This window comes from Paenibacillus sp. JNUCC-31 (assembly GCF_014844075.1).
Taxonomy (GTDB): Bacteria; Bacillota; Bacilli; order Paenibacillales; family Paenibacillaceae; genus Paenibacillus.
In genome coordinates this window covers 3,968,798-3,988,207 of the sequence record NZ_CP062165.1, presented here as the reverse complement: position 1 = coordinate 3,988,207, position 19,410 = coordinate 3,968,798, and the positions used below count along the sequence as shown (strand labels likewise).

Below are 19,410 nucleotides of genomic sequence, written 5' to 3'. Positions count from 1 at the left end.
GGCGAACCTGAGACTTATTTTACGGATAATCGCAGTGACATTAAATACTTTAATTACCATTTACCTCCATTTACACAACGATTTTATGGATAAAAAGTCATGTGAGGCTTCTCTTCGCGATAATAATCCATCCTTTGCTTCATGTTACCTGTATGCAGTTCGAACAGGTGACCATCTGGATCGGTAAAATAAACGGACAACGCATCCTTTGGATCACGTGGTCTTCCTGGGAGAATGTCTGCCCCGGCTGTCCGTAATTGCTGGACAGATTCATCGAATTCTTCCTCTTTTACGGTAAATGCAATATGCGTATAGGTTCGTTCGGTATAATTGCGAATCACATCTTCCTGATTCAAGGCGATCCAGAGACCTGCAAGCTCGAAGTAGGCCAGCTTACGTCCCTTCACTTGAATGCGGGCACCGAGAGCCTTCTCGTAGAAAGCAATGGATTGTTCCAAATTAGATACCGAAAAGCAGAGATGATTGATCCCCTGAATATTCATTTGGCTCTTGACACCTCCATATTTTAATGGCGTGTTGCCCTAGCTACATCCTTATTATGGTATATTTTGCGCAAAAAACAAATGCCCTTCTTCCTCCTGTCGCACCTTCTTCTGGGCGAATGCATAGTTTAGGCGTATGAACGAACGTGCGAGGAGGATGTATTACAAATGAGTCCTGTCTATCCTTTTTACGGTGAGAAAACGGTGTGCAAGGAACAAAAGCTGGCTTTCCCACCCCAGCATCAGGACCAGCAGCCGGGCCTGGAAACCTTGATGGTACCTGAACCGATCAGTGAAGATCCGGCCTATATCGGCAGCTGCAAGCTGGAGGGCAAGGTGGCCATTATTACCGGTGGTGACAGCGGAATCGGCAGAGCGGCAGCCATTGCTTTTGCCAAAGAAGGTGCAGATATCGCCATCGCTTATCTATATGAACGGACCGACGCCGAGAGGACACGTGATCGCATTGAAGAGCTGGGACAACGGTGTCTGTTGATCGAGATTGATCTGCGTTTGAAGAAAAACTGTGAGGCAGTCATTCGCACGACGATGGAAACCTTCGGCAAAATCGACGTTCTGGTCAACAATCATGGCGTGCAATACGTACAGCCGAGCATAGTCGATATTACGGAAGAACAGCTATACCATACATTCCAGACCAATGTGTTTGCCTATTTCTTTCTTATTCAAGCGGCTCTTCCCCATCTGTGTAAAGGAGCATCTATCATCAACACGGCATCCATTACGGCCTATAAAGGGGATGTGCAGCTGATTGATTACTCCTCCACCAAAGGGGCGGTGGTTTCTTTGACCCGGGTACTCGCCAAATCGCTTGCCTCCGAAGGAATCCGGGTCAATTGCGTGGCTCCTGGACCCATCTGGACACCTCTTATTCCTTCCAGTTTCTCGGCCGAAGATGTGCAGGTGTTCGGTACAGAGACGCCGATGGGCCGGGCAGGCCAGCCTTATGAACTAGCGGCTGCCTACGTCTATCTCGCATCCCGCGACTCTTCCTACGTCACCGGTGAGTGCATTCATGTCAATGGCGGCGATATGGTAACAACCTAATCCCAATGGGTCACATTGATAGTGGTTTTTTTGCACCATTTCTCCATTCAAGGAAACTCACAAGGACATGGATGCGGCGCGGCGTACACTTCGGTGTGATCGGGCATGTCAGGTTGGATTTCGTACGGTCAGCAGGAGAACGGCGGTCTTGTTCCGAAGAGGTTTAGGAGTACTTTCGTAAATCGAACCGGTCAATCCGGAACCTGACGTCTTGCGACAAGGAGCTGAGCAACCTGATGAACTACGATCCACTCTACCAACCGTATCCGTCTTACCGTGTGCCCGTCTATGCCAAGCAAGGCATGGTCGCCACTTCACAGCCTTTGGCTGCACAAGCCGGACTGGATATATTAAAAAAAGGCGGCAATGCCATTGATGCGGCCATCGCAACGGCGGCGGCACTGACCGTGCTGGAGCCAACGTCCAACGGCATTGGGGGCGATGCCTTTGCCCTCGTCTGGACCGAGGGCAAGCTGCATGGCCTGAATGCGAGCGGGCCTGCGCCTCAAAGTATATCGATTGAGGCGCTCAAGGCGGCAGGCCATTCGGAGATGCCGAAGCTTGGGGTCATCCCGGTGACGGTGCCTGGCGCACCGGCCGGTTGGGCTGAGCTGAGCCGCCGATTCGGGCGGCTCACGCTGGCGGAAGCGCTGGAACCGGCTGTCCGCTATGCGGAAGAAGGTTACCCGCTTGCGCCAAGGCTGGCCCGCCAATGGGCACGGGCAGCTGATATCTATCCAAGCCAAGGCGATGCGGAAGCCGGGCGTGCTTGGTTTGAGACGTTTGCCCCAGGCGGGCGTGTTCCCGCCGCGGGCGAGATGTGGCGTTCGCTGGATCATGCGGCTACACTGCGCCGAATTGGCGAGAGCGATGCGCGAGACTTCTATGAAGGCGAACTCGCGGAGCGTATCCACTCTTTTATGGCAGAGCACGGAGGTTACCTGACCAAGGAAGATCTGGCTGCATTCCAGCCTGAATGGGTTGATCCGATCTCGGTCTCCTATCGTGGCTATGACGTGTGGGAGATCCCGCCGAACGGTCAGGGACTGATTGCTCTCGCAGCGCTCAATGTGTTGAAGGGTTTTGATTTTGAAGAAAAGGAATCCGTTCTGGCATACCACAGGCAGCTGGAAGCCATGAAGCTGGCGTTTGCCGATGGGGAGAAATACATTACCGAGGAACGCAAGATGGGCGTAACGGTGCAGGAATTATTGTCCGAAGCGTATGCAGACGAACGACGCAAGCTCATTGGCGATAGGGCACTTCTACCTGAAGCGGGCGACCCAAGAGCAAGCGGAACGGTGTATCTCGCAACGGCAGATGGTGAGGGCAACATGGTTTCCTTCATCCAGAGCAATTATATGGGCTTCGGCTCCGGGCTGGTTGTGCCAGGCACAGGCATTGCCCTGCAAAACCGGGGACATAATTTCTCGCTTGATCCCGATCACGCCAACGCACTGGAGCCGGGCAAACGGACATATCATACGATCATTCCAGGCTTCCTCACACGGGGTGATGAAGCGGTCGGACCATTCGGCGTCATGGGCGGTTTCATGCAGCCCCAGGGTCATGTGCAGGTCGTCATGAATACGGTGGACTTTCACCTCAATCCACAGGCTGCGCTTGATTCTCCGCGCTGGCAGTGGACCAAAGGCAAAACGATCCTGGTTGAGCCCGGATTCCCTCAGCATATTGCACAGGCACTTGCCCGCAAAGGGCATGACATACAGGTCGCTCTCGACCCGTCGATGTTTGGACGGGGCCAGATCATCTGGCGCAACCCGGACAGCGGTGTATTGTGCGGCGGCACGGAAAGCCGGGCTGATGGCTCGGTAGCCGCATGGTGACCCACAGGGAACCCTGGAGCCAGTGTATATCGCTAATCGCTACCACAGCGTTTTCTTATACATTTCGATTGGACGATTAACATCAACAGCAGGACATACACATGATGTAAAATATGTACGCAACTGATCCATTCCATAGGCAAAGAGGAGATGATTCATCCCATCTCCTCTTTGCCTTTTTTCAGTCTTTGTACATCTGCAAACCACCAGTTTCAGTTTTTCCACATTCATATGGCTGAGATTTGTAAACAGAATGTACAATTCATGAGATTATATTCGTTTTCCGTAAATTTTCATCCAGCACCATAATACCCACTCTGTTTCTGGCCGATATACATATAGGGAAATGCTCACCTCACGCGTCAACACTTATACTCCCTGTCTCAAACTTGGTATCTTATCTTTTTTTATTGCTGCTCAGAAAATTAAGTCCTGATAGGTTTGTTGCAATGGTAAGTGATCCTGAAGTACTGCATCCGGCATTTCCAGTGGACCAACCATATAACCACTTGCAAGATGTTCCTTCAGCTCATCACTTAGATCACGGTTACTCATATTCACCAACAGTTACATATGAACAAAATGGAGCCGTGCGCTAGTTAGATTTAATGGTATATCCAAAGAAAACCTACGTTCCTTTTACATGAGGGAAACGTAGGTTTTCTTTTCTTATATTTGGGTGCGAGGTGCCTTATTCATTGTATGTCTAATGGCTAATCACAAACCAGCATCACAGCGCGTCGATGATGTCCCCAGCGAGCAGAGAGGCCGGATCACCGCGGAGCAATGCTGCTCGCTCGGCAGCCTGCCCATGCAGATACACACCAAAGGCAGCGGCTTGCTCCGCGCTGAACCCTTGGGCAAGCAGACCGGCGATAATACCGGTCAATACGTCTCCGGCACCGCCGGTAGCCATGCCGGCATGCCCGGTGGTGTTAATGTACGCCTCGCCGGAAGGCGTTGCGATGACCGTTCGTGCTCCCTTGAGCACAAGGGTCACGCCCTGCTCGCGGGCGTACCGTGCAGCGTGTCCGATTCGGTCACGCTGCACTTCCGGGGTCGGCATGCCCAGCAGTCGACCCATCTCTCCGGGGTGCGGCGTCAGGATGGTCGCCGCACTGCGTTTGCCCCAGTCGCGAGGCCCCTGTGGGCCGGCGTCTGCAAGCATGTTGAGGGCGTCCGCGTCGATAACGAGCGGGCGATCCGTGTGCTGCCACAGACGGCGCAGCCAGTCTGTGTCGCCTTTGAAGCGGCCAAGGCCCGGGCCGGTCGCAAGCACGTCGCGGCTTTCCGCGAGACGCAGCACAGCGTCTGCGGAAGCCGCGTTCCACTCGCCGCTGTCGCCATCCGCGGCGGCAGCGAGCATGAGCTCGGGCACGGTGCCGATGACATGCGGCAGCAGTGCCGCGGGCAGCGCCCATGTGGCGAGCCCGCAGCCAGCGCGCAGCGCGGCCTTGGCCGAGAGCAAGCCCGCGCCGCTCATCGGCAGACTGCCTGCGGCCAGCAGCACATGGCCGTAGGTGCCTTTATGGCCGTCCGGTGCCCGGAGGCGGCCCGTGTCCACGCGCAGGGCACTGCGCAGCACCTCTTCCGTCAGCAGACGGACCGAGGGGCCATGCTCCGGCGCAAGCCGCGCGGGAATGCCGATGGAGCGCACTACGATGCGCCCTGCAGCGGAAGCACCCGGGTACTGCACCAGCCCGCGCTTGAGCAGCGCGAGACATACGGTCACCCGGGCTTGAATGCAGGGCTCATATACCTCCCCGGTGTCGGCATTCAGCCCGCTTGGCACATCGGCGGACACGACCGGCTTGCCGCTGTCGTTCGCCGCCTCAATCAGCGCCGCGTAAACTCCGCGCGGCGCCCCCCGCGAGCCGGTGCCCAGCAGCGCATCCACGATGCCTGTGCACCGGCTGAAGTCCACGGCTTCGCGCCCGTGGACCAGAGCAGGGATGCCGAGCTGCGCGGCGGCATCCCGCTGCACTGCGGCTTCTCCCCGCAGTGACTCGGGCGCATCGGCGTAAACCAAAGTCACGCCGAGCCCCGCTTCAACCAAATGGCGCGCGGCAACCAGCCCGTCGCCGCCATTATTACCCTTGCCGATCAGCATGTACCACTGCTGATCGCCGGGTTGCTCCATCACGAGCGCCGGATCGGCGATGATGTCGCCACCATGACCTTGCCGATCCCCGGGCCCGGTGCGAGCCATGGAATTCGATGCCGTCTTTTCACACCGCGCTCCTCGCTCCATTCCACGCCTCGTGCCATCTTCCCTGCACAGCCCGATAACTTCCTCGGCAATAGCCCTGCCTGCATTCTCCATCAGACTGGCCGCAGGAATGCCAAGCTGATGAATGGTATGCTCATCCACAGCTCTCATCTGTTCAGCGGTTACGATAAACAACAGTCCATCCCTCCCCGGTGACAACCCTTTTTACAACTTCACCCAACCTTAGTTAATCTTACTTGCCGCACTTTCACATCTCCAGACTTGAACTCCGCACTCACCTTCCATAAAACCAGCCAAGGTTCTCCATCTTACCATTCAGTCTGCATAACGTGCTTAGTACCCCACCGTAAACCGGGATTGAATAAATTGCGGATCATCCAGTTCATCCACTAACGCCGCTGCAAAATCGCCAACGGAAATCGAACTCTCACCAAGGTCATCGGTGATCACACGATTCATGCCCACCCGGAAGATGCCTGTCCGTCTTCCCGTTGTGATCGTAGCCGCAGGGCTCATGTAGGTCCAGTGTATATCCGATTTCTCAATGAGGTCATACGCGTCTGCATGAGCCTTCGCCAGTGGCTTGACTTCCTCCGGGAATCCTGGTGTATCCATCAGCATGTCCCCAGAATCCGTGATTAGGCTTCCCGCTCCGCCAACGACAACCAAACGTCCCGCCTTGCCTCGCCGTACCCCCTCAATCAGAGATCGCGTGACTTCAAGCATCTCTTCCTCCTGGCCAAACTGTGGTCCATAGGCGCTTACAACGGCCTCCTGACCGGCTGTAAAGTCGGCAATCTGGTCCGGGTTAAGCAAATCCCCTTGCACCACACGTAAACGCTCATGTTCCATCTCAACCTTCGAAGGCTCACGAACAATTGCCGTCACCTCATGTCCACGGTCCATCAATTCCCACAGTATCGTCTTCCCAATCGCTCCGGTTGCTCCAAAAATGGCAACTTTCATATTAAATCCCTCTTTTCAGTAGATATCATCTTGTCAATTTACCGTTATTTTAATACTTAATCCCATTGTTATATACCTTAAACGGCTCACGCCATCTTAAACCGTGTGTACTCACTTGTAAACCATCGTAAAAAAACATCTCTTGCCCTTAATTCATAGGAAAACGCCCCATGATGCAGCTCAACAACAATGACCTCATATTGAGATGGAGTTTCTTCATCATACCTCGCTTCTTCTACAGCCCGCTGTTTTATTCCGGTCCATCTTCCCCTTGTCTCCACCACATGCCTTCCGATTTCGGACGGGTGTAGGCAAAGCCAAATTGAGCATACAAACGATCCGCAGGGACATCTGCCAGCAGACTGACCAAACCGCGAGCAGGTACCCGTTCACGCAAATAATTCATGATCTCGCTCATGATCAGTTTGCCATAGCCCTTGCCCTGGTATTCCGGGTGTACAGCAATATCTACAACCTGAAAGAAACAACCACCGTCTCCGATGACCCGGCCCATGCCTACAATTTCATTTTCTTCACGCAGACATACAGCAAAAAGACTATTCGGCAGCCCGATCTCCGCCCCCTCCTTGCTCATCGCACTGAGACCTGCGATCTTCCGTAACGCAAGGTACTCTGCTGCTGAGGGCGGTGTGTGTTCAACGTTGATTCGGTCCATAAATCATACCCCTTCCTATTAAAATAGGATTACATGCAAAAATAGAAAATCCCATGGAGATTATATTTCTTTGCTTAGGCCCCTTAACCCTACTTATGACAGTAAATTCCTACTGTTCCTGCTTGAATTCATGTACTTCCTGTGTAATAGTTGAGAGAAGCTGAACTGATTCGTATTTTATGATACACCAAGTTCATGCAAAGGAGGAACACATGTGCTTCAACGCTGGATAGATGATGCCACATCACGACCAGGATCTGATGCTGTGCTGTTCGGAGTAATGGCTGTGCTTCTTGGCATATACATATGGTCTGCCACTGAAGTTCGCCGCAGCCGTGACCGGCGAATGCGGAGAATACGAGATACTTTATACATAAGTACAGCTCTTCTGGGACAACTTGCCGACATCGAAAATCGGAAATTTAAATTTTCGGAACATGAACATAATGAATGGTTAACCGCCATGCTGGCCTGTAAGGCAGCAGCCTGCCTATCCTCCCAGCTCCAGGATCAGATCCGTGACTGTGTTCGGGATCATGATCCGGCCAGACTCGCACTGATGCACAGGGCTTTGGAACGTGAGAGTACAGCATTATCCGAAGAACTTAGCCGGGATACACAGGCTGATCATTGGGGAAAAGCCGTTTGGAAAATCATCCGGCCTGTTGCTGAACCCGCTGCGCTGTTCGCGGTGTCGGTTCTCACAATCGATCTGATATTCCGTCAGCGTCTTCTCGAAGTTTCCATCGATTCCTGGCAGGCAGCCTTGCCCTGGATACGCTTCGTTTCCCTGATGATTACCATAATTTATGGCTATCTGCTCTGGGCGAGCCCAAGACAGGATACAGCAGGTACAGTTACCAAGGCGCTATCCTTGCTGATTGCACTGTGCGGCCTTTTGCATCTGATTGGACTCGTTGCTGCTCCCTATGCGCTCGGATTGCAACTCATTCTGTTCATCTCCGGTTTCGGCCTGACAGGAAGTCCTTCTCGCAGTGATCGTCCCTATGTGGGACACACCGATTCCGATGATGGATTGAATATGAGTACAGACACATATGCCAATGAGAACCTGAACCTGGAGCTGAATCTCCATAAACCACGCACACCCGGAGCCATTTCCGAAAAGTGAACCTTTTAACTGGTTTGCCTGATATGTGCATTCTCAAGTTAATTCAATATCAAAAAAAAGAGAAGCCCGCGAAATCGTCGGCTTCTCTTTTTATGATTTTCACTTCTTTCAGCATTTTGCATACTTCGATTTCCATTATAGAAAAGGTCCAAACATATGATAACAGGTTCAATCGTGGATCACCTTAAGCCTATCCCTTCGCGCTCGCATTTGATCCGCGCAACGAACGGGGTGTATTGCTTCGTGCAGTGCTGCCGGATTTGGAGGCGCTGCCGGAGGGCGCATTTTCAAATCGCTTGCGTTCGGTCCGCTCCATCTGTACAATCTGACCTTCGTGTACAACGATGTGCAGGGAGCCAAACTCCATGTCATTCAGCTGTCCGGCAATGCGATCCATCCATACCTCATCCACTTTTAACGGCTTAGCCATAGAGCCGCCTCCTCTTCTCGGGCTGCTGCCCGCGATATTCAACTCGTGTGCTGTCATCCAACCGACTTTATAATTCATTCTTATCCAACCTATATACTTGGTTTATACATTAGCAGGGCTTCCAGTAGCTGTCAATCCGAATTTTTATGATTATGAGGCAAAATTTATTTTTATGCCATACTGTCACCCAGGCTAAGGCATCCGGCAAGGATTAAGGAGCATCGGGCCCCTTCTCTTCACTTTTCAGGAATCGTTTTATGCCCCAGCCAGCTCTTGAGCAGCAACGTAGCCAAAGCCAGGATCAACAACAGGGAAGCGACGGCAAATGATGCCGAGAACTGGTACTCGTTATACAAAATCTCGACATGCAGCGGCAGCGTGTTGGTTTCTCCGCGAATATGCCCCGACACAACAGACACGGCTCCGAACTCGCCCATCGCCCGCGCATTACACAGAATAATGCCGTACAGCAGTCCCCACTTGATGTTGGGCAGCGTCACGTTCCAGAAGATCCGCCAGCCGGAGGCCCCAAGCGTAACGGCCGCTTCTTCTTCCCTCGTGCCCTGATCCTCCATCAGCGGAATCAGCTCTCTGGCGACGAAGGGAAACGTAATGAATAATGTAGCCAGCACAATGCCTGGCAGCGCAAAAATAATTTTGATATCATGGTGGGCCAGCCACGGTCCAAACCATCCATTCGAACCAAAGACCAGGACAAAGATCAACCCGCCCACGACAGGCGAGATCGAAAACGGAAGATCAATCAGGGTGATCATAAGCCCTTTGCCCCTGAACTGAAACTTGGTAATAACCCACGCGGCCGCCACACCGAATATCGTATTCAGAGGCACGGTGATCCCGGCAACCAACAGCGTAAGTTTCAGGGCTGACATGGCGTCCGGTTCGGTAAGCGCGGCGATGTAGACACCCCAGCCCTGCTTTAACGCCTCCATTAGCACGATCACCAGCGGCAAGATGAGCAGCCAGAGCAGCACCAGACTTGCCAATCCGATCAACAGCCATTTAACCCATGGCCCTTCCGTGGTTGCACGGTTTGGACTCGGCCCGGTTCGCACACGGGAAGCAGGCGTTAATGGAACGGAACCCGCCATATTCTGTACCTCCTTTTGGTTTATATAAGTTGAACAAATGATTTTACACTAAGCCACTGCGCGGTCAGAGCATCTTCCGATTGCTGTTATCCCCCGATTTTTCTTGAACCAATCCTAAAAAGGGGAAATCCGGGGATAAAGGCAAACGCTCCGCTTCTCCAGATTTTTCTGTCCTCTCCGTTATCGTGTAAAGGTTAAGTTCAACTTATATAGGTTGGCTTATTTATATGCGTTAAGCTCTGCCTGCCTTTCGGCTCCAGCGCTGCAATGAATTAATGATCAGCAATAGGACAAAAGAGACCAGCAGCAGCAGCAAGGCTACCGCCGTAGCTCCCGCATAATCGAACTGCTCCAGCTTCGCCATGATTAGCAGGGGCGCAATCTCCGTTTTCATCGGCATATTGCCTGAGATAAATACCACTGAGCCATATTCGCCTATGCCTCGGGCAAAAGCTAACGCAAAACCTGTCAGCAGCGGCGGGATCAGATCGGGAAGCAGGATCTTCCGGAATATCCGCCATCTTCCCGCTCCAAGCGTAGCCGCAGCTTCCTCCACCTCAGCCTCCAGTTCCTGCAATACCGGCTGTACCGTACGCACCACAAACGGAATTCCGATAAACATCAGCGCAAGAGTAATGCCTGCCTGTGAATATGCCAGCTTAATGCCCAGAGGTTCCACCAACTGTCCGATCCAGCCATTTCCGGCATACAATGCCGTTAAGGCAACCCCCGCCACAGCCGTCGGCAAGGCAAAAGGCAAATCAATAACGGCATCAAACAGCCGTTTTCCGGGGAAGTCATACCGGACCAGTACCCAAGCCAGGAGCAGCCCGAGGACCAAATCGATCAGAGCCGCTGCGCCTGCAGTTAGAAAGCTCACCTGAAAGGAAGCCAGTACCCGGGGATTCGTCGCCACCTCAATCATCGTGGACCAGGTCAGTCCTGTGGAATTAAACAAGAGCGCTGCCAATGGAATAAGTACAACAAGGCTCAGGTAGAGCACACTGTAACCCATCGTTAATCCGAATCCCGGCAGCGTGCGACTCCGGGCCGCCATCACCTTGCTCATGCACGTTCATCCTCTCTGCCTTCAGTCGGTAGGACTGGTTGGCCGCTTACATGGTTACGCAACATCATTGATGTCAGAAATCGCATTAGCTGCCCGGAACATAAATCTGGTCAAAGATACCGCCGTCATTAAAGTGCTTGGCTTGCGTATCCCGCCATGTGCCAAACACATCGTTCAATGTAAATAGCTCAAGCTGCGGGAACTGGTCCTTGAACTTTTCCTTCACGCTGTCCAGGGTTGGACGGTAATAGTTCTCGGCAGCAATGGTCTGCCCCTCTTCGCTGTACAAATATTTCAGATAGGCGTCCGCCACTTCACGACTTCCTTTTTTGTCTGCATTTTTATCCACGATCGCTACAGGTGGTTCAGCCAGAATGCTGACGGAAGGCACAACAATATCGAATTTGTCCGGACCCAGCTCTTTAACCGATAAGAAAGCCTCATTCTCCCATGCAAGCAGTACATCACCAATACCGCGCTCTACAAACGTCGTCGTCGCTCCACGCGCTCCAGAGTCAAGAACAGGCGCATGTTTGAACAATTCTGCAACAAATGCTTTGGCCTTCTCTTCATCATTGTTGTTATGTTTGAGCGCATATCCCCATGCCGCCAGATAGTTCCAGCGTGCTCCGCCGGACGTCTTGGGATTCGGTGTAATAACCTGTGTATCTCCCTTGATGAGATCATCCCAATCCTTAATGCCTTTCGGATTGCCTTTGCGTACCAAAAATACAATCGTGGATGTATAAGGGGAGCTGTTATGCTCGTATTTGTCCTGCCAACCCGCATTGATCAAACCTTTATCCTCAATGGCATCGATGTCATATCCTAGAGCCAGCGTAACCACATCCGCGTCCAGACCATCAATCACGGAACGACTCTGTTTACCTGAACCGCCATGAGACTGCTTAATCGTCACTTCCTGGCCCTTCTCTTTCAGCCAATACGCCGCAAACGCCTTGTTATATTGCTCATAGAGTTCACGTGTCGGATCATAGGATACATTCAGCAGCTCGATCGCTTTTGCCCCTTCTTTGCCGCCTTCCGCTCCCTCCGGTGTTCCTGCTGCATTCGATCCACCGCCTTCCGATCCGCATGCCGCCAGTACCCCTGTTAACACCAATGCCAGACCAACCAGAATACCCTTATGAATTTTCTTTTTCATAGATAACACTCCCCCCGAATGGTTCTGCAAGACTCCTTCAACAGGCTGAACAGCATGGAACGCACCGAAAAAAAACAAAAAACGGAGGAACTCCCGCGCACTTCTCCCTCATAAAGTCATGCCGGTCCAAAGGCCGTGTATGCTTCATCCAGAATGATGTGCTGCGGTGTTCCTCCGTCTATACGGTGAGAACGTTATTCTGTTCACGTTGCTTTTCTAATGTGACTGTCAATGACTGCTTTGCAATGTAAAGCAACGTCATTTTTATTATTCCTACCTGTTTAGTAAGTTATATACGTATCATAAGGGCAGTACATATGGCTGTCAAACGTTTTTTCCGATTTCTGCCGATTTTCTGTTCAAGGGGTGAAAAAGAAGAACAACGGACCCGAGTCCATTGTTCCCCTGCGTTAAACAACTCTTATTCGTTGCAAAGCCTTCATTGGGATCGCCTGCCTGTATGCTTATGCTTATTTGCCTGCATACCGGATATTGGGTACAGGAGGTGTACTCATGCCATCTCCCAAATAAAAACCGGTGTGCGGCGGTTGGTTATAGGCTACATTTTGCCAGGCTACGCCAAGACGGTATACCGGATCGTGCATCAGGGTATAGATACGTTTATCCGTAATCGCTGTTGTTGTGTAGATACGCAGCGCTGAACTATCATTGGTCCGCCATACCACTTCTTCTCTCCAATCTCCGAACAGGTCAGCCTGCAGATTCGGTGTGGATTTCGTTCCATTACTGGAAGAGACACCAGAAGCGGTCAGCAGATTAACGGTTTTGCTATTGGCGTAATCCCATTTATCAATCCGGTTGCTGTCCAGCAGTTCGCGGAGCAAATCACCGTCCCACCAGATGCCAAAATTCGTGGAAGAAGGTAAGGTTGTCCCGATTTTCTGTCCTTTGGCTGTATACAAACCACCATCCGCCCATACTTCGGCACCCTTATAACGTGGATCGATATCGGCTGCCATGCTACGTCCAATATCTTTCGTCGTAGGTATGCCCCAGATTAACTGACCTGTACGCGCATCCCGGAACTCCACCCCGGCATTGGAAGGTGTCTCATGGACCTGGAATACTTCAAGACCTGCACGATCCGGGTCCAGATCACTCAGATGCATGGCGTCTCCATGCTTCAGTCCTGTCGTATACAGACCTTTACCATTGTCATCCACCGCCATCGCTCCGTAAACGATTTCGTCTTTGCCATCGCCATCCACGTCTGCAACGCTCAGATTATGGTTGCCCTGTCCTGCGTATCCTGAATTACCTGACGCGTTGGAGTCAAACGTCCACTGCTTAGTTAGTTGTCCATCTCTCCAATTGTACGCCACCAGCACAGTCCGAGTGTAATAACCGCGTGCCATGACCAGACTTGGCCGCTCCCCATCCAAATACGCAATCGCTGCAAGGAATCGATCCACCCGGTTGCCGTAGTTGTCTCCCCAATCAGACACATTGCCACGCGCTGGTTCATAGTTCACTGTGGAAAGTGCTTTACCGGTCTGCCCATTGAAGATCGTAAGGAACTCCGGTCCCGACAGGACATATCCGCTTGAATTCCGGTAATCCTTGCTGACATCGCCGATGACCACACCCGTACCATCCCTGGTCCCATCTGCCGTTTTCATCGCCACTTCGGCCTTGCCGTCTCCGTTCAGATCGTACACCATAAACTGGGTGTAATGAGCCCCCGCACGAATGTTTTTGCCCAGACTGATACGCCACAGGCGCGTTCCATTCAATTTATAGGCATCTATAAATACTTCGCCTGTATAGCCGCTTTGGGAGTTATCCTTGGAGTTGGACGGGTCCCACTTCACGATCAATTCATACTCACCGTCACCGTCCAGATCCCCTGCACTCGCATCATTGGCACTGTACGTGTAGGCTACACCATCCGGTGTTGTACCCCCTGCTGGCACACTGAGAGGTACGGACAAATAATTATTGCCCCATACGCTGACCGCCGCCGAAGCAGCCTGCTCGGTTCCACTGACTACGGCTCGAACCGTATATTTGGAACTGCTTGTCCCGCTTGCATCCTGGAGGTTGGTGCTGTTCGTTATGGGCGATGCGTTTACCTTGGTTCCATCCCGGTAGACATTATACGACACATTCGACCCTTCCGTGCCCAGAAGCCGCCAACTGACAAATACACCCGTACCTGTCTTCACTGCAACAACGCCACGATCCAGCAATTCCATCTGACGTGCACCCGCAGCATGCGTGACCGCAGTTCCTCCAAGGCCGAGCGAAGTAACCAGTAACGCCGAACTCAGCAAGGATACTCCAGCCGTTCGCAACGTACGCATCCATAACGATCGATTTCCCATAAACCATTGCCTCCCCCAATCGAATTGGTAAGCCCAATACCCTCGTAACGCAATCTTTATGTAAGCGCTTTAATATATTCATTTTAAATTAAACATATAATTCCATCTATAGGTCTAAATTAGTAAATTTCTAGAAGCGATATTCATAGCACATTTCTAAAATCAAATTTCTACGGACACAAAAAAAACTGTGGAAGCCCTGTCATACAGACAGGATTTCCACAGCTAATCTTGACGTTATTGCACTTTACACCAAGCAATGTTAAACAACCGGAGCAATACAGACCGGGCGGGACAACTCCAGTTTGAACCCGTTATGCGTCAGACGGCCGTCTTCTCCATTCATCTGAAAACCGACCAGATTGTTGCTGTCCTGATTGGCTACCAGCAGAATGCCACCTGGCAGCAGGTTGAAGTTGCGCGGGGTCTGACCAATCGTCGAAGTCCACTCGACCGCTTCCAATTCACCGGATTCCTGATCAATGTGATACAGCACAATGCTGTCATCTCCACGATTGGAAGCATAGAGGAAACGACCACACGTGGATACACGAATATCGGCTGCCGTGCTCTCTCCATTATATCCTTCAGGCAGAGTGGATATATGCTGCAATGTATTGAATTCACCTCTACGCTCATCATACATGAATGCTGTAACGGTGTTGCTCAACTCGTTGATCACATATGCCCATTGTGAGTTCGGGTGGAAGACCAGATGTCTCGGCCCTGAGCCAGGAGGCTGATTCATCTCCCGATGAGTAACGAGACGCCCCTCTTCCAACCGATACACAATGATCTGGTCCAATCCAAGATCACAGACAACGGCATACTGCCCGGAAGGATCTGGCTGAATGGAGTGTGCGTGTGGCCCTTCCTGACGATCATCGTTCAACCCTCTTCCCGTATGTTTAACCAGCACACTCATCTCTCCAAGCGTCCCCTGATCTCTGATCGGAAATACATTCACACTACCACTGCTGTAGTTTGACGCAAGAACCCACTTGCCATCCTCCGTAACAGATACATAACAAGGTGAAGCACCTTTCGTCAATTTGCGATCCATCAGATGAAGTTCACTCGTTGCCGCATCCCGGCGATAGACTAGCACTTCTCCCTCATCCGTTTCACTCACCACATACAGGCTGCTCCCGTCCGGGCACAGTGCCAGATAGGATGGATTATCCACACCATCCGTATGATTCACAATCCGCATCTCACCTGTATCCGTATTCAATGCACATAGAAAAATTCCGGGTTGATCCGCTGATGCATACGTACCTGTATAGAAAAATGTTTCATTCGTTGCGATTGGTTCCATCAACTATTCTCCCCCTATTCATTCAAATATGGATTCCATTGTTATGTACTTACCCAATTCACAGACTTCTGCTTCATTGGTCGCCCTCCATTCTTATGGATATGCATATCCTGTGAGCGCTTGCAGATAGACCATTGACTCCCCTATCCTCCCTCACCATAATACAAAGTATGAGACTCTACAATAGTTCAACCCCAATGCGTAAATCCGACGGATTCCATATGCAAAAACTTATTGTATTGCCTGATCCGCTACTGGAGGATGCCGCGGCTGCTCCAGTCACGTCCGGGCTGTACGTTACCGATATTGGGTATTTCCATGAAGCTGAGCACCATTACCGGGACCGGCCCGAAGGATGTGCTTCGCATATTGTGATGTACTGTGTCCAGGGTACGGGCTGGTATACGCTCGCTGGAAGCAAGCGGCATGATGTTACCACCGGAAATCTGGTGATCCTGCCTGCCCATATCGCCCACGTCTACGGAGCCTATTCGGCTGAACCTTGGAGCATCTATTGGATGCATCTGCGCGGCGAACACGCCTCTACTTATATCGAGCCGCTGGTTGCAGATGTCATCCCCAAGATGTCTCCCACCAAGGCACAGAAATGGCTGGAGCTGTTCCATGAATGTTACAGCATACTGGAGACTGGTTATTCAATGCAAACCTTGACATACACTTCCCTGATTGCGGGTTATATGTTAGGTATGCTCGCTTATGGACACGAAACAGAGGGCGGGATGGTCAGCAGCAAAAGAGCAGCAGAACAATCTGTCCAGTATATGCTGGAACATCTTGAAAGTGGGGTTACCCTCAAGGAGCTGGCTGCCCAAGCCCGTTTGTCTGTACCTCACTACTCCCAATTGTTCAAACAGGCTACAGGACATTCACCCATTGATTATTTCCTGCGCCTCAAAATTCAGCATTCCTGCCGCTATCTTGATTTTACCGATTGGACCGTAAAACAGATCAGCTCCGAGTTGGGGTTCAAGGACCCGTATTACTTCTCACGCCTGTTCAGCAAAATGATGGGACGTTCACCCACGGATTATCGCAATAAATCGAAAGGATAGAATTATTGGAGTGCCAAACGATTGGTTATGAATATTTTGGAATACGGCATGGGAAATTACAGCAACCTTTTTGAGGGAAGGGTCGTCTATAGGGACAAATAGCTTTTATATAAAGGGATGACCCCTGGAAAAGTGAGGCGAATCTGTAATGAAAAAAAATAATAAGTTGGCTGCATTGACCGCCGGAGCTTTACTTACACTCTCTCTGAGCGCTGCTCCAATTCACGCTGCTCAAGCGGGATTCACCGATATTCAAGGCGTTGCGGGAGCAGACAAGATTGAATCCCTGCATCAGGATGGATTAATTAAGGGAGTGAGTGACAGCTTGTTCAAGCCGGAACAGGAATTAAACACCGCTCAGGGCATACAGCTCATTGCCGATGGACTGGATCTGAATCTGGATACCATTCGTTTTGTTAAAGAACCGCTGCCGAGTGACTCCTTCTCCCACGTAAAAGATGGCGTATGGTACAGCGATGCTTTTATCCGCGCCAAATACAATGGAATCAAAATGTCAGATGATATTGATCCATCCAAAGCACTGACCCGTGAACAGTACACCCTGTTCCTGATGCAGGGCATTGAAGCCAAAGGTGGTCTGCCGATGATTAACATCAAACCGGTAGATATCACGGACGAACAGGAGCTTACTCCCGAATATCAAGGCGCTGTTCAACGCTCGCTTGTCTTGAAGATTAACACGCTCGATGCGGACGGAAATTTCAATCCGAAAGATACCATTACACGTGCTGAAGCTGCAGTTATGATGTATAACGCCAAGGCGTATATGGAAGACTTCAATGCACCGAAAATCCCCGAGACACCTGAAAAGTAATGACTACGGGAGAGCCTGAGTAGCTGATCCTCCCTGAACCACATTCAAAGCAAAACAAAACAGCCGCATGCTCCCTCAAGAGGAACATGCGGCTGTTTCTGTTTATCTTCTGGCTTATATATAATTGTACACCGATATACCGGTATTCCAATCAGGATTTAGAACGATCCTTTAACCACAACTTCAGACAGCGGGAGACGACCTGCTGGACGAGCTGGTTGAGCTGCCTTACCCACAGTAATCAACAGCGTTGGCACGTAACGTGATGGAATGTTGAATGTTTCGATCAATTGTTGCGGGTTGTAACCACCCATTGGGCAAGTATCATATCCCAGGGAACGTGCAGCAAGCATAATATTCTGTGAAGCAAAAGACGCATTGCGAATCGCTTCGTCACGGGCGATTTGCGGATTTTGGTAGGCATTGTTGATCTGTCCAACCAATGCGTCACGAACTTCAGCCGGGATTGCACCTGCTTCAACAGCCTGATCATAAATCACGGCGTTGCGGTTCGCTTCCAGATCTCCGAGTACGGCGATAGTAACGGAGCTGTCTGTGATTTGACTTTGGCCGTAAGCGATTGGCAGCAACTTGGCTTTGTCCGCTTCGGATTCGATCACGAGGAATTTCCAGTGCTGCAGATTCCATGAAGACGGTGCTTCGGAAGCGGCAGTCAGGATCGCGTTCAGATCTGCTTCAGGCATAACAAAATCTTTTTCGTACTTTTTGACAGCGTGACGTTCGCTAATCACACGAAGTGTTTCATTGTTTTCAATGCTGGACATGTGTTCCACTCCCAAGTTCTTTTTTTATTTTTTTTAAGTTCGCAAGGCCAAACTCTACCGAGTACTTACCCTCCGAAAATAACATCAGCGCAGACGATCGCTTCCATCTGTGTTCACGTTATGCCCGGAATCGCCTGAAACATCAACGGATCTTACAACCGGAGCAAACGCCCTTATAGCCTGTCCAGCAAACCAGCAGCAGCAGTCCAAGGCCAGATCATGAAGAAGCGTTAGCAGTATTATCCGTCATGATCTGTCCTTTGTGGACAAAAGCTCCTTGGACAAGGAACATTCTTCCCCATTGCTGATACGATGCTTCACATCCTCAATGGATATGCGGTCAAAATAAGCACTCAACGCTTGTTCGCCTCCATCGTAGATGCCTCCCATTACTTCTTGCATATTGGAAGAAACGACGCATGTTGAACCGGATTCTCCCGAACACCAGCTGGGACCAAGTGACCCGCCCGCTACCAGTCTGTACAAATCTCCAAGCTTGATGTCCTTACTCGGACGACTGAGCAAATATCCACCGTGGGCACCTTCCTTGGTGGTCAGGTATCCATTCTTCCTCAGAACACTAAGAACCTTGCGTACTCTGGCTGGATGTGTACCAACACTTTGAGACAAGTCTTCACTATTGGCCATACATTCATCCTTCATGGACAGAAAGACCAGACAGTGCACAGCAATGGTAAATTCGCTGTTCATTACTTACTCCTTTCCCGGCACATTCCACCGATAAAAATTCATTCCAAGGCAAGTATAACTGTTATTATAGGAATAACAGTTATCTTTGTCAACACTCTCCAACAGTCGGTTAGGAATCCTGATTTATCCCGACACAGGCAGGAAT

18 protein-coding genes are annotated in these 19,410 nt (G+C 51.1%); 5 read left to right on the top strand and 13 right to left on the bottom strand.

The features are described from left to right. Positions 1-83 precede the first annotated feature (83 nt). On the bottom strand, positions 84-503 hold the full coding sequence (gene fosB / locus JNUCC31_RS17325; protein ID WP_192262807.1) for a metallothiol transferase FosB: 420 nt from the start codon (positions 501-503) through the stop codon (positions 84-86). A gap of 168 nt (positions 504-671) precedes the next feature. Between fosB and JNUCC31_RS17320 the strand changes: the two genes are divergently transcribed. Next, a complete protein-coding gene (locus tag JNUCC31_RS17320; protein ID WP_192262806.1) occupies positions 672-1,571 on the top strand; it encodes a glucose 1-dehydrogenase in 900 nt (299 codons plus the stop codon). Between the two features lie 236 nt (positions 1,572-1,807). Continuing rightward, on the top strand, positions 1,808-3,418 hold the full coding sequence (locus JNUCC31_RS17315; RefSeq protein ID WP_192262805.1) for a gamma-glutamyltransferase family protein: 1,611 nt from the start codon (positions 1,808-1,810) through the stop codon (positions 3,416-3,418). Between the two features lie 417 nt (positions 3,419-3,835). Here JNUCC31_RS17315 and JNUCC31_RS17310 read toward each other — a convergent pair whose 3' ends face one another. The 4 genes from JNUCC31_RS17310 to JNUCC31_RS17295 form a co-directional block, all read right to left on the bottom strand. Beyond that, positions 3,836-3,973, bottom strand: a complete 138-nt coding sequence (locus JNUCC31_RS17310; protein ID WP_192262804.1) for a hypothetical protein — start codon at positions 3,971-3,973, stop codon at positions 3,836-3,838. A 175-nt stretch (positions 3,974-4,148) separates the two neighbouring features. After that, positions 4,149-5,822, bottom strand: a complete 1,674-nt coding sequence (locus JNUCC31_RS17305; protein WP_192262803.1) for an NAD(P)H-hydrate dehydratase — start codon at positions 5,820-5,822, stop codon at positions 4,149-4,151. Between the two features lie 159 nt (positions 5,823-5,981). Continuing rightward, entirely contained in the window at positions 5,982-6,614 is a 633-nt protein-coding gene (locus JNUCC31_RS17300) for an NAD(P)-dependent oxidoreductase (RefSeq protein WP_192262802.1), read from the bottom strand. Positions 6,615-6,864: 250 nt separating this feature from the next. Beyond that, complete coding sequence (locus JNUCC31_RS17295; protein ID WP_192262801.1) at positions 6,865-7,290, bottom strand: GNAT family N-acetyltransferase; 426 nt, start codon at positions 7,288-7,290, stop codon at positions 6,865-6,867. Positions 7,291-7,504: 214 nt separating this feature from the next. Between JNUCC31_RS17295 and JNUCC31_RS17290 the strand changes: the two genes are divergently transcribed. Further along, a complete protein-coding gene (locus JNUCC31_RS17290) occupies positions 7,505-8,422 on the top strand; it encodes a hypothetical protein (RefSeq protein ID WP_192262800.1) in 918 nt (305 codons plus the stop codon). Between the two features lie 190 nt (positions 8,423-8,612). Here the strand turns inward: JNUCC31_RS17290 and JNUCC31_RS17285 are convergent, their stop codons facing one another. The 6 genes from JNUCC31_RS17285 to JNUCC31_RS17260 form a co-directional block, all read right to left on the bottom strand. Next, positions 8,613-8,852, bottom strand: a complete 240-nt coding sequence (locus JNUCC31_RS17285; protein WP_192262798.1) for a YezD family protein — start codon at positions 8,850-8,852, stop codon at positions 8,613-8,615. A gap of 236 nt (positions 8,853-9,088) precedes the next feature. Beyond that, on the bottom strand, positions 9,089-9,964 hold the full coding sequence (gene cysW / locus JNUCC31_RS17280) for a sulfate ABC transporter permease subunit CysW (RefSeq protein ID WP_192262796.1): 876 nt from the start codon (positions 9,962-9,964) through the stop codon (positions 9,089-9,091). Between the two features lie 232 nt (positions 9,965-10,196). After that, positions 10,197-11,033, bottom strand: coding sequence for a sulfate ABC transporter permease subunit CysT (gene cysT, locus JNUCC31_RS17275; RefSeq protein ID WP_192262794.1), 837 nt, complete (start codon positions 11,031-11,033; stop codon positions 10,197-10,199). Between the two features lie 85 nt (positions 11,034-11,118). After that, complete coding sequence (locus JNUCC31_RS17270; RefSeq protein ID WP_192262792.1) at positions 11,119-12,198, bottom strand: sulfate ABC transporter substrate-binding protein; 1,080 nt, start codon at positions 12,196-12,198, stop codon at positions 11,119-11,121. Positions 12,199-12,668: 470 nt separating this feature from the next. Beyond that, entirely contained in the window at positions 12,669-14,543 is a 1,875-nt protein-coding gene (locus JNUCC31_RS17265; protein ID WP_192262790.1) for a rhamnogalacturonan lyase, read from the bottom strand. Positions 14,544-14,805: 262 nt separating this feature from the next. Further along, a complete protein-coding gene (locus JNUCC31_RS17260) occupies positions 14,806-15,861 on the bottom strand; it encodes a lactonase family protein (protein ID WP_192273090.1) in 1,056 nt (351 codons plus the stop codon). A 197-nt stretch (positions 15,862-16,058) separates the two neighbouring features. Between JNUCC31_RS17260 and JNUCC31_RS17255 the strand changes: the two genes are divergently transcribed. Both JNUCC31_RS17255 and JNUCC31_RS17250 read left to right on the top strand, forming a co-directional pair. Beyond that, positions 16,059-16,934: an AraC family transcriptional regulator gene (locus JNUCC31_RS17255; protein WP_228469052.1), complete on the top strand. Its 876-nt coding sequence runs from the start codon at positions 16,059-16,061 to the stop codon at positions 16,932-16,934. A 148-nt stretch (positions 16,935-17,082) separates the two neighbouring features. Continuing rightward, positions 17,083-17,769, top strand: a complete 687-nt coding sequence (locus JNUCC31_RS17250; protein ID WP_192262786.1) for an S-layer homology domain-containing protein — start codon at positions 17,083-17,085, stop codon at positions 17,767-17,769. Positions 17,770-17,927: 158 nt separating this feature from the next. On the opposite strand, the gene JNUCC31_RS17245 is transcribed toward JNUCC31_RS17250, so the two are convergent. Together JNUCC31_RS17245 and JNUCC31_RS17240 are read right to left on the bottom strand one after the other, a co-directional pair. Beyond that, positions 17,928-18,554: a nitroreductase family protein gene (locus tag JNUCC31_RS17245; RefSeq protein ID WP_192262784.1), complete on the bottom strand. Its 627-nt coding sequence runs from the start codon at positions 18,552-18,554 to the stop codon at positions 17,928-17,930. Between the two features lie 246 nt (positions 18,555-18,800). After that, positions 18,801-19,265: an Rrf2 family transcriptional regulator gene (locus JNUCC31_RS17240; protein ID WP_192262782.1), complete on the bottom strand. Its 465-nt coding sequence runs from the start codon at positions 19,263-19,265 to the stop codon at positions 18,801-18,803. Between the last annotated feature and the right edge of the window lie 145 nt (positions 19,266-19,410).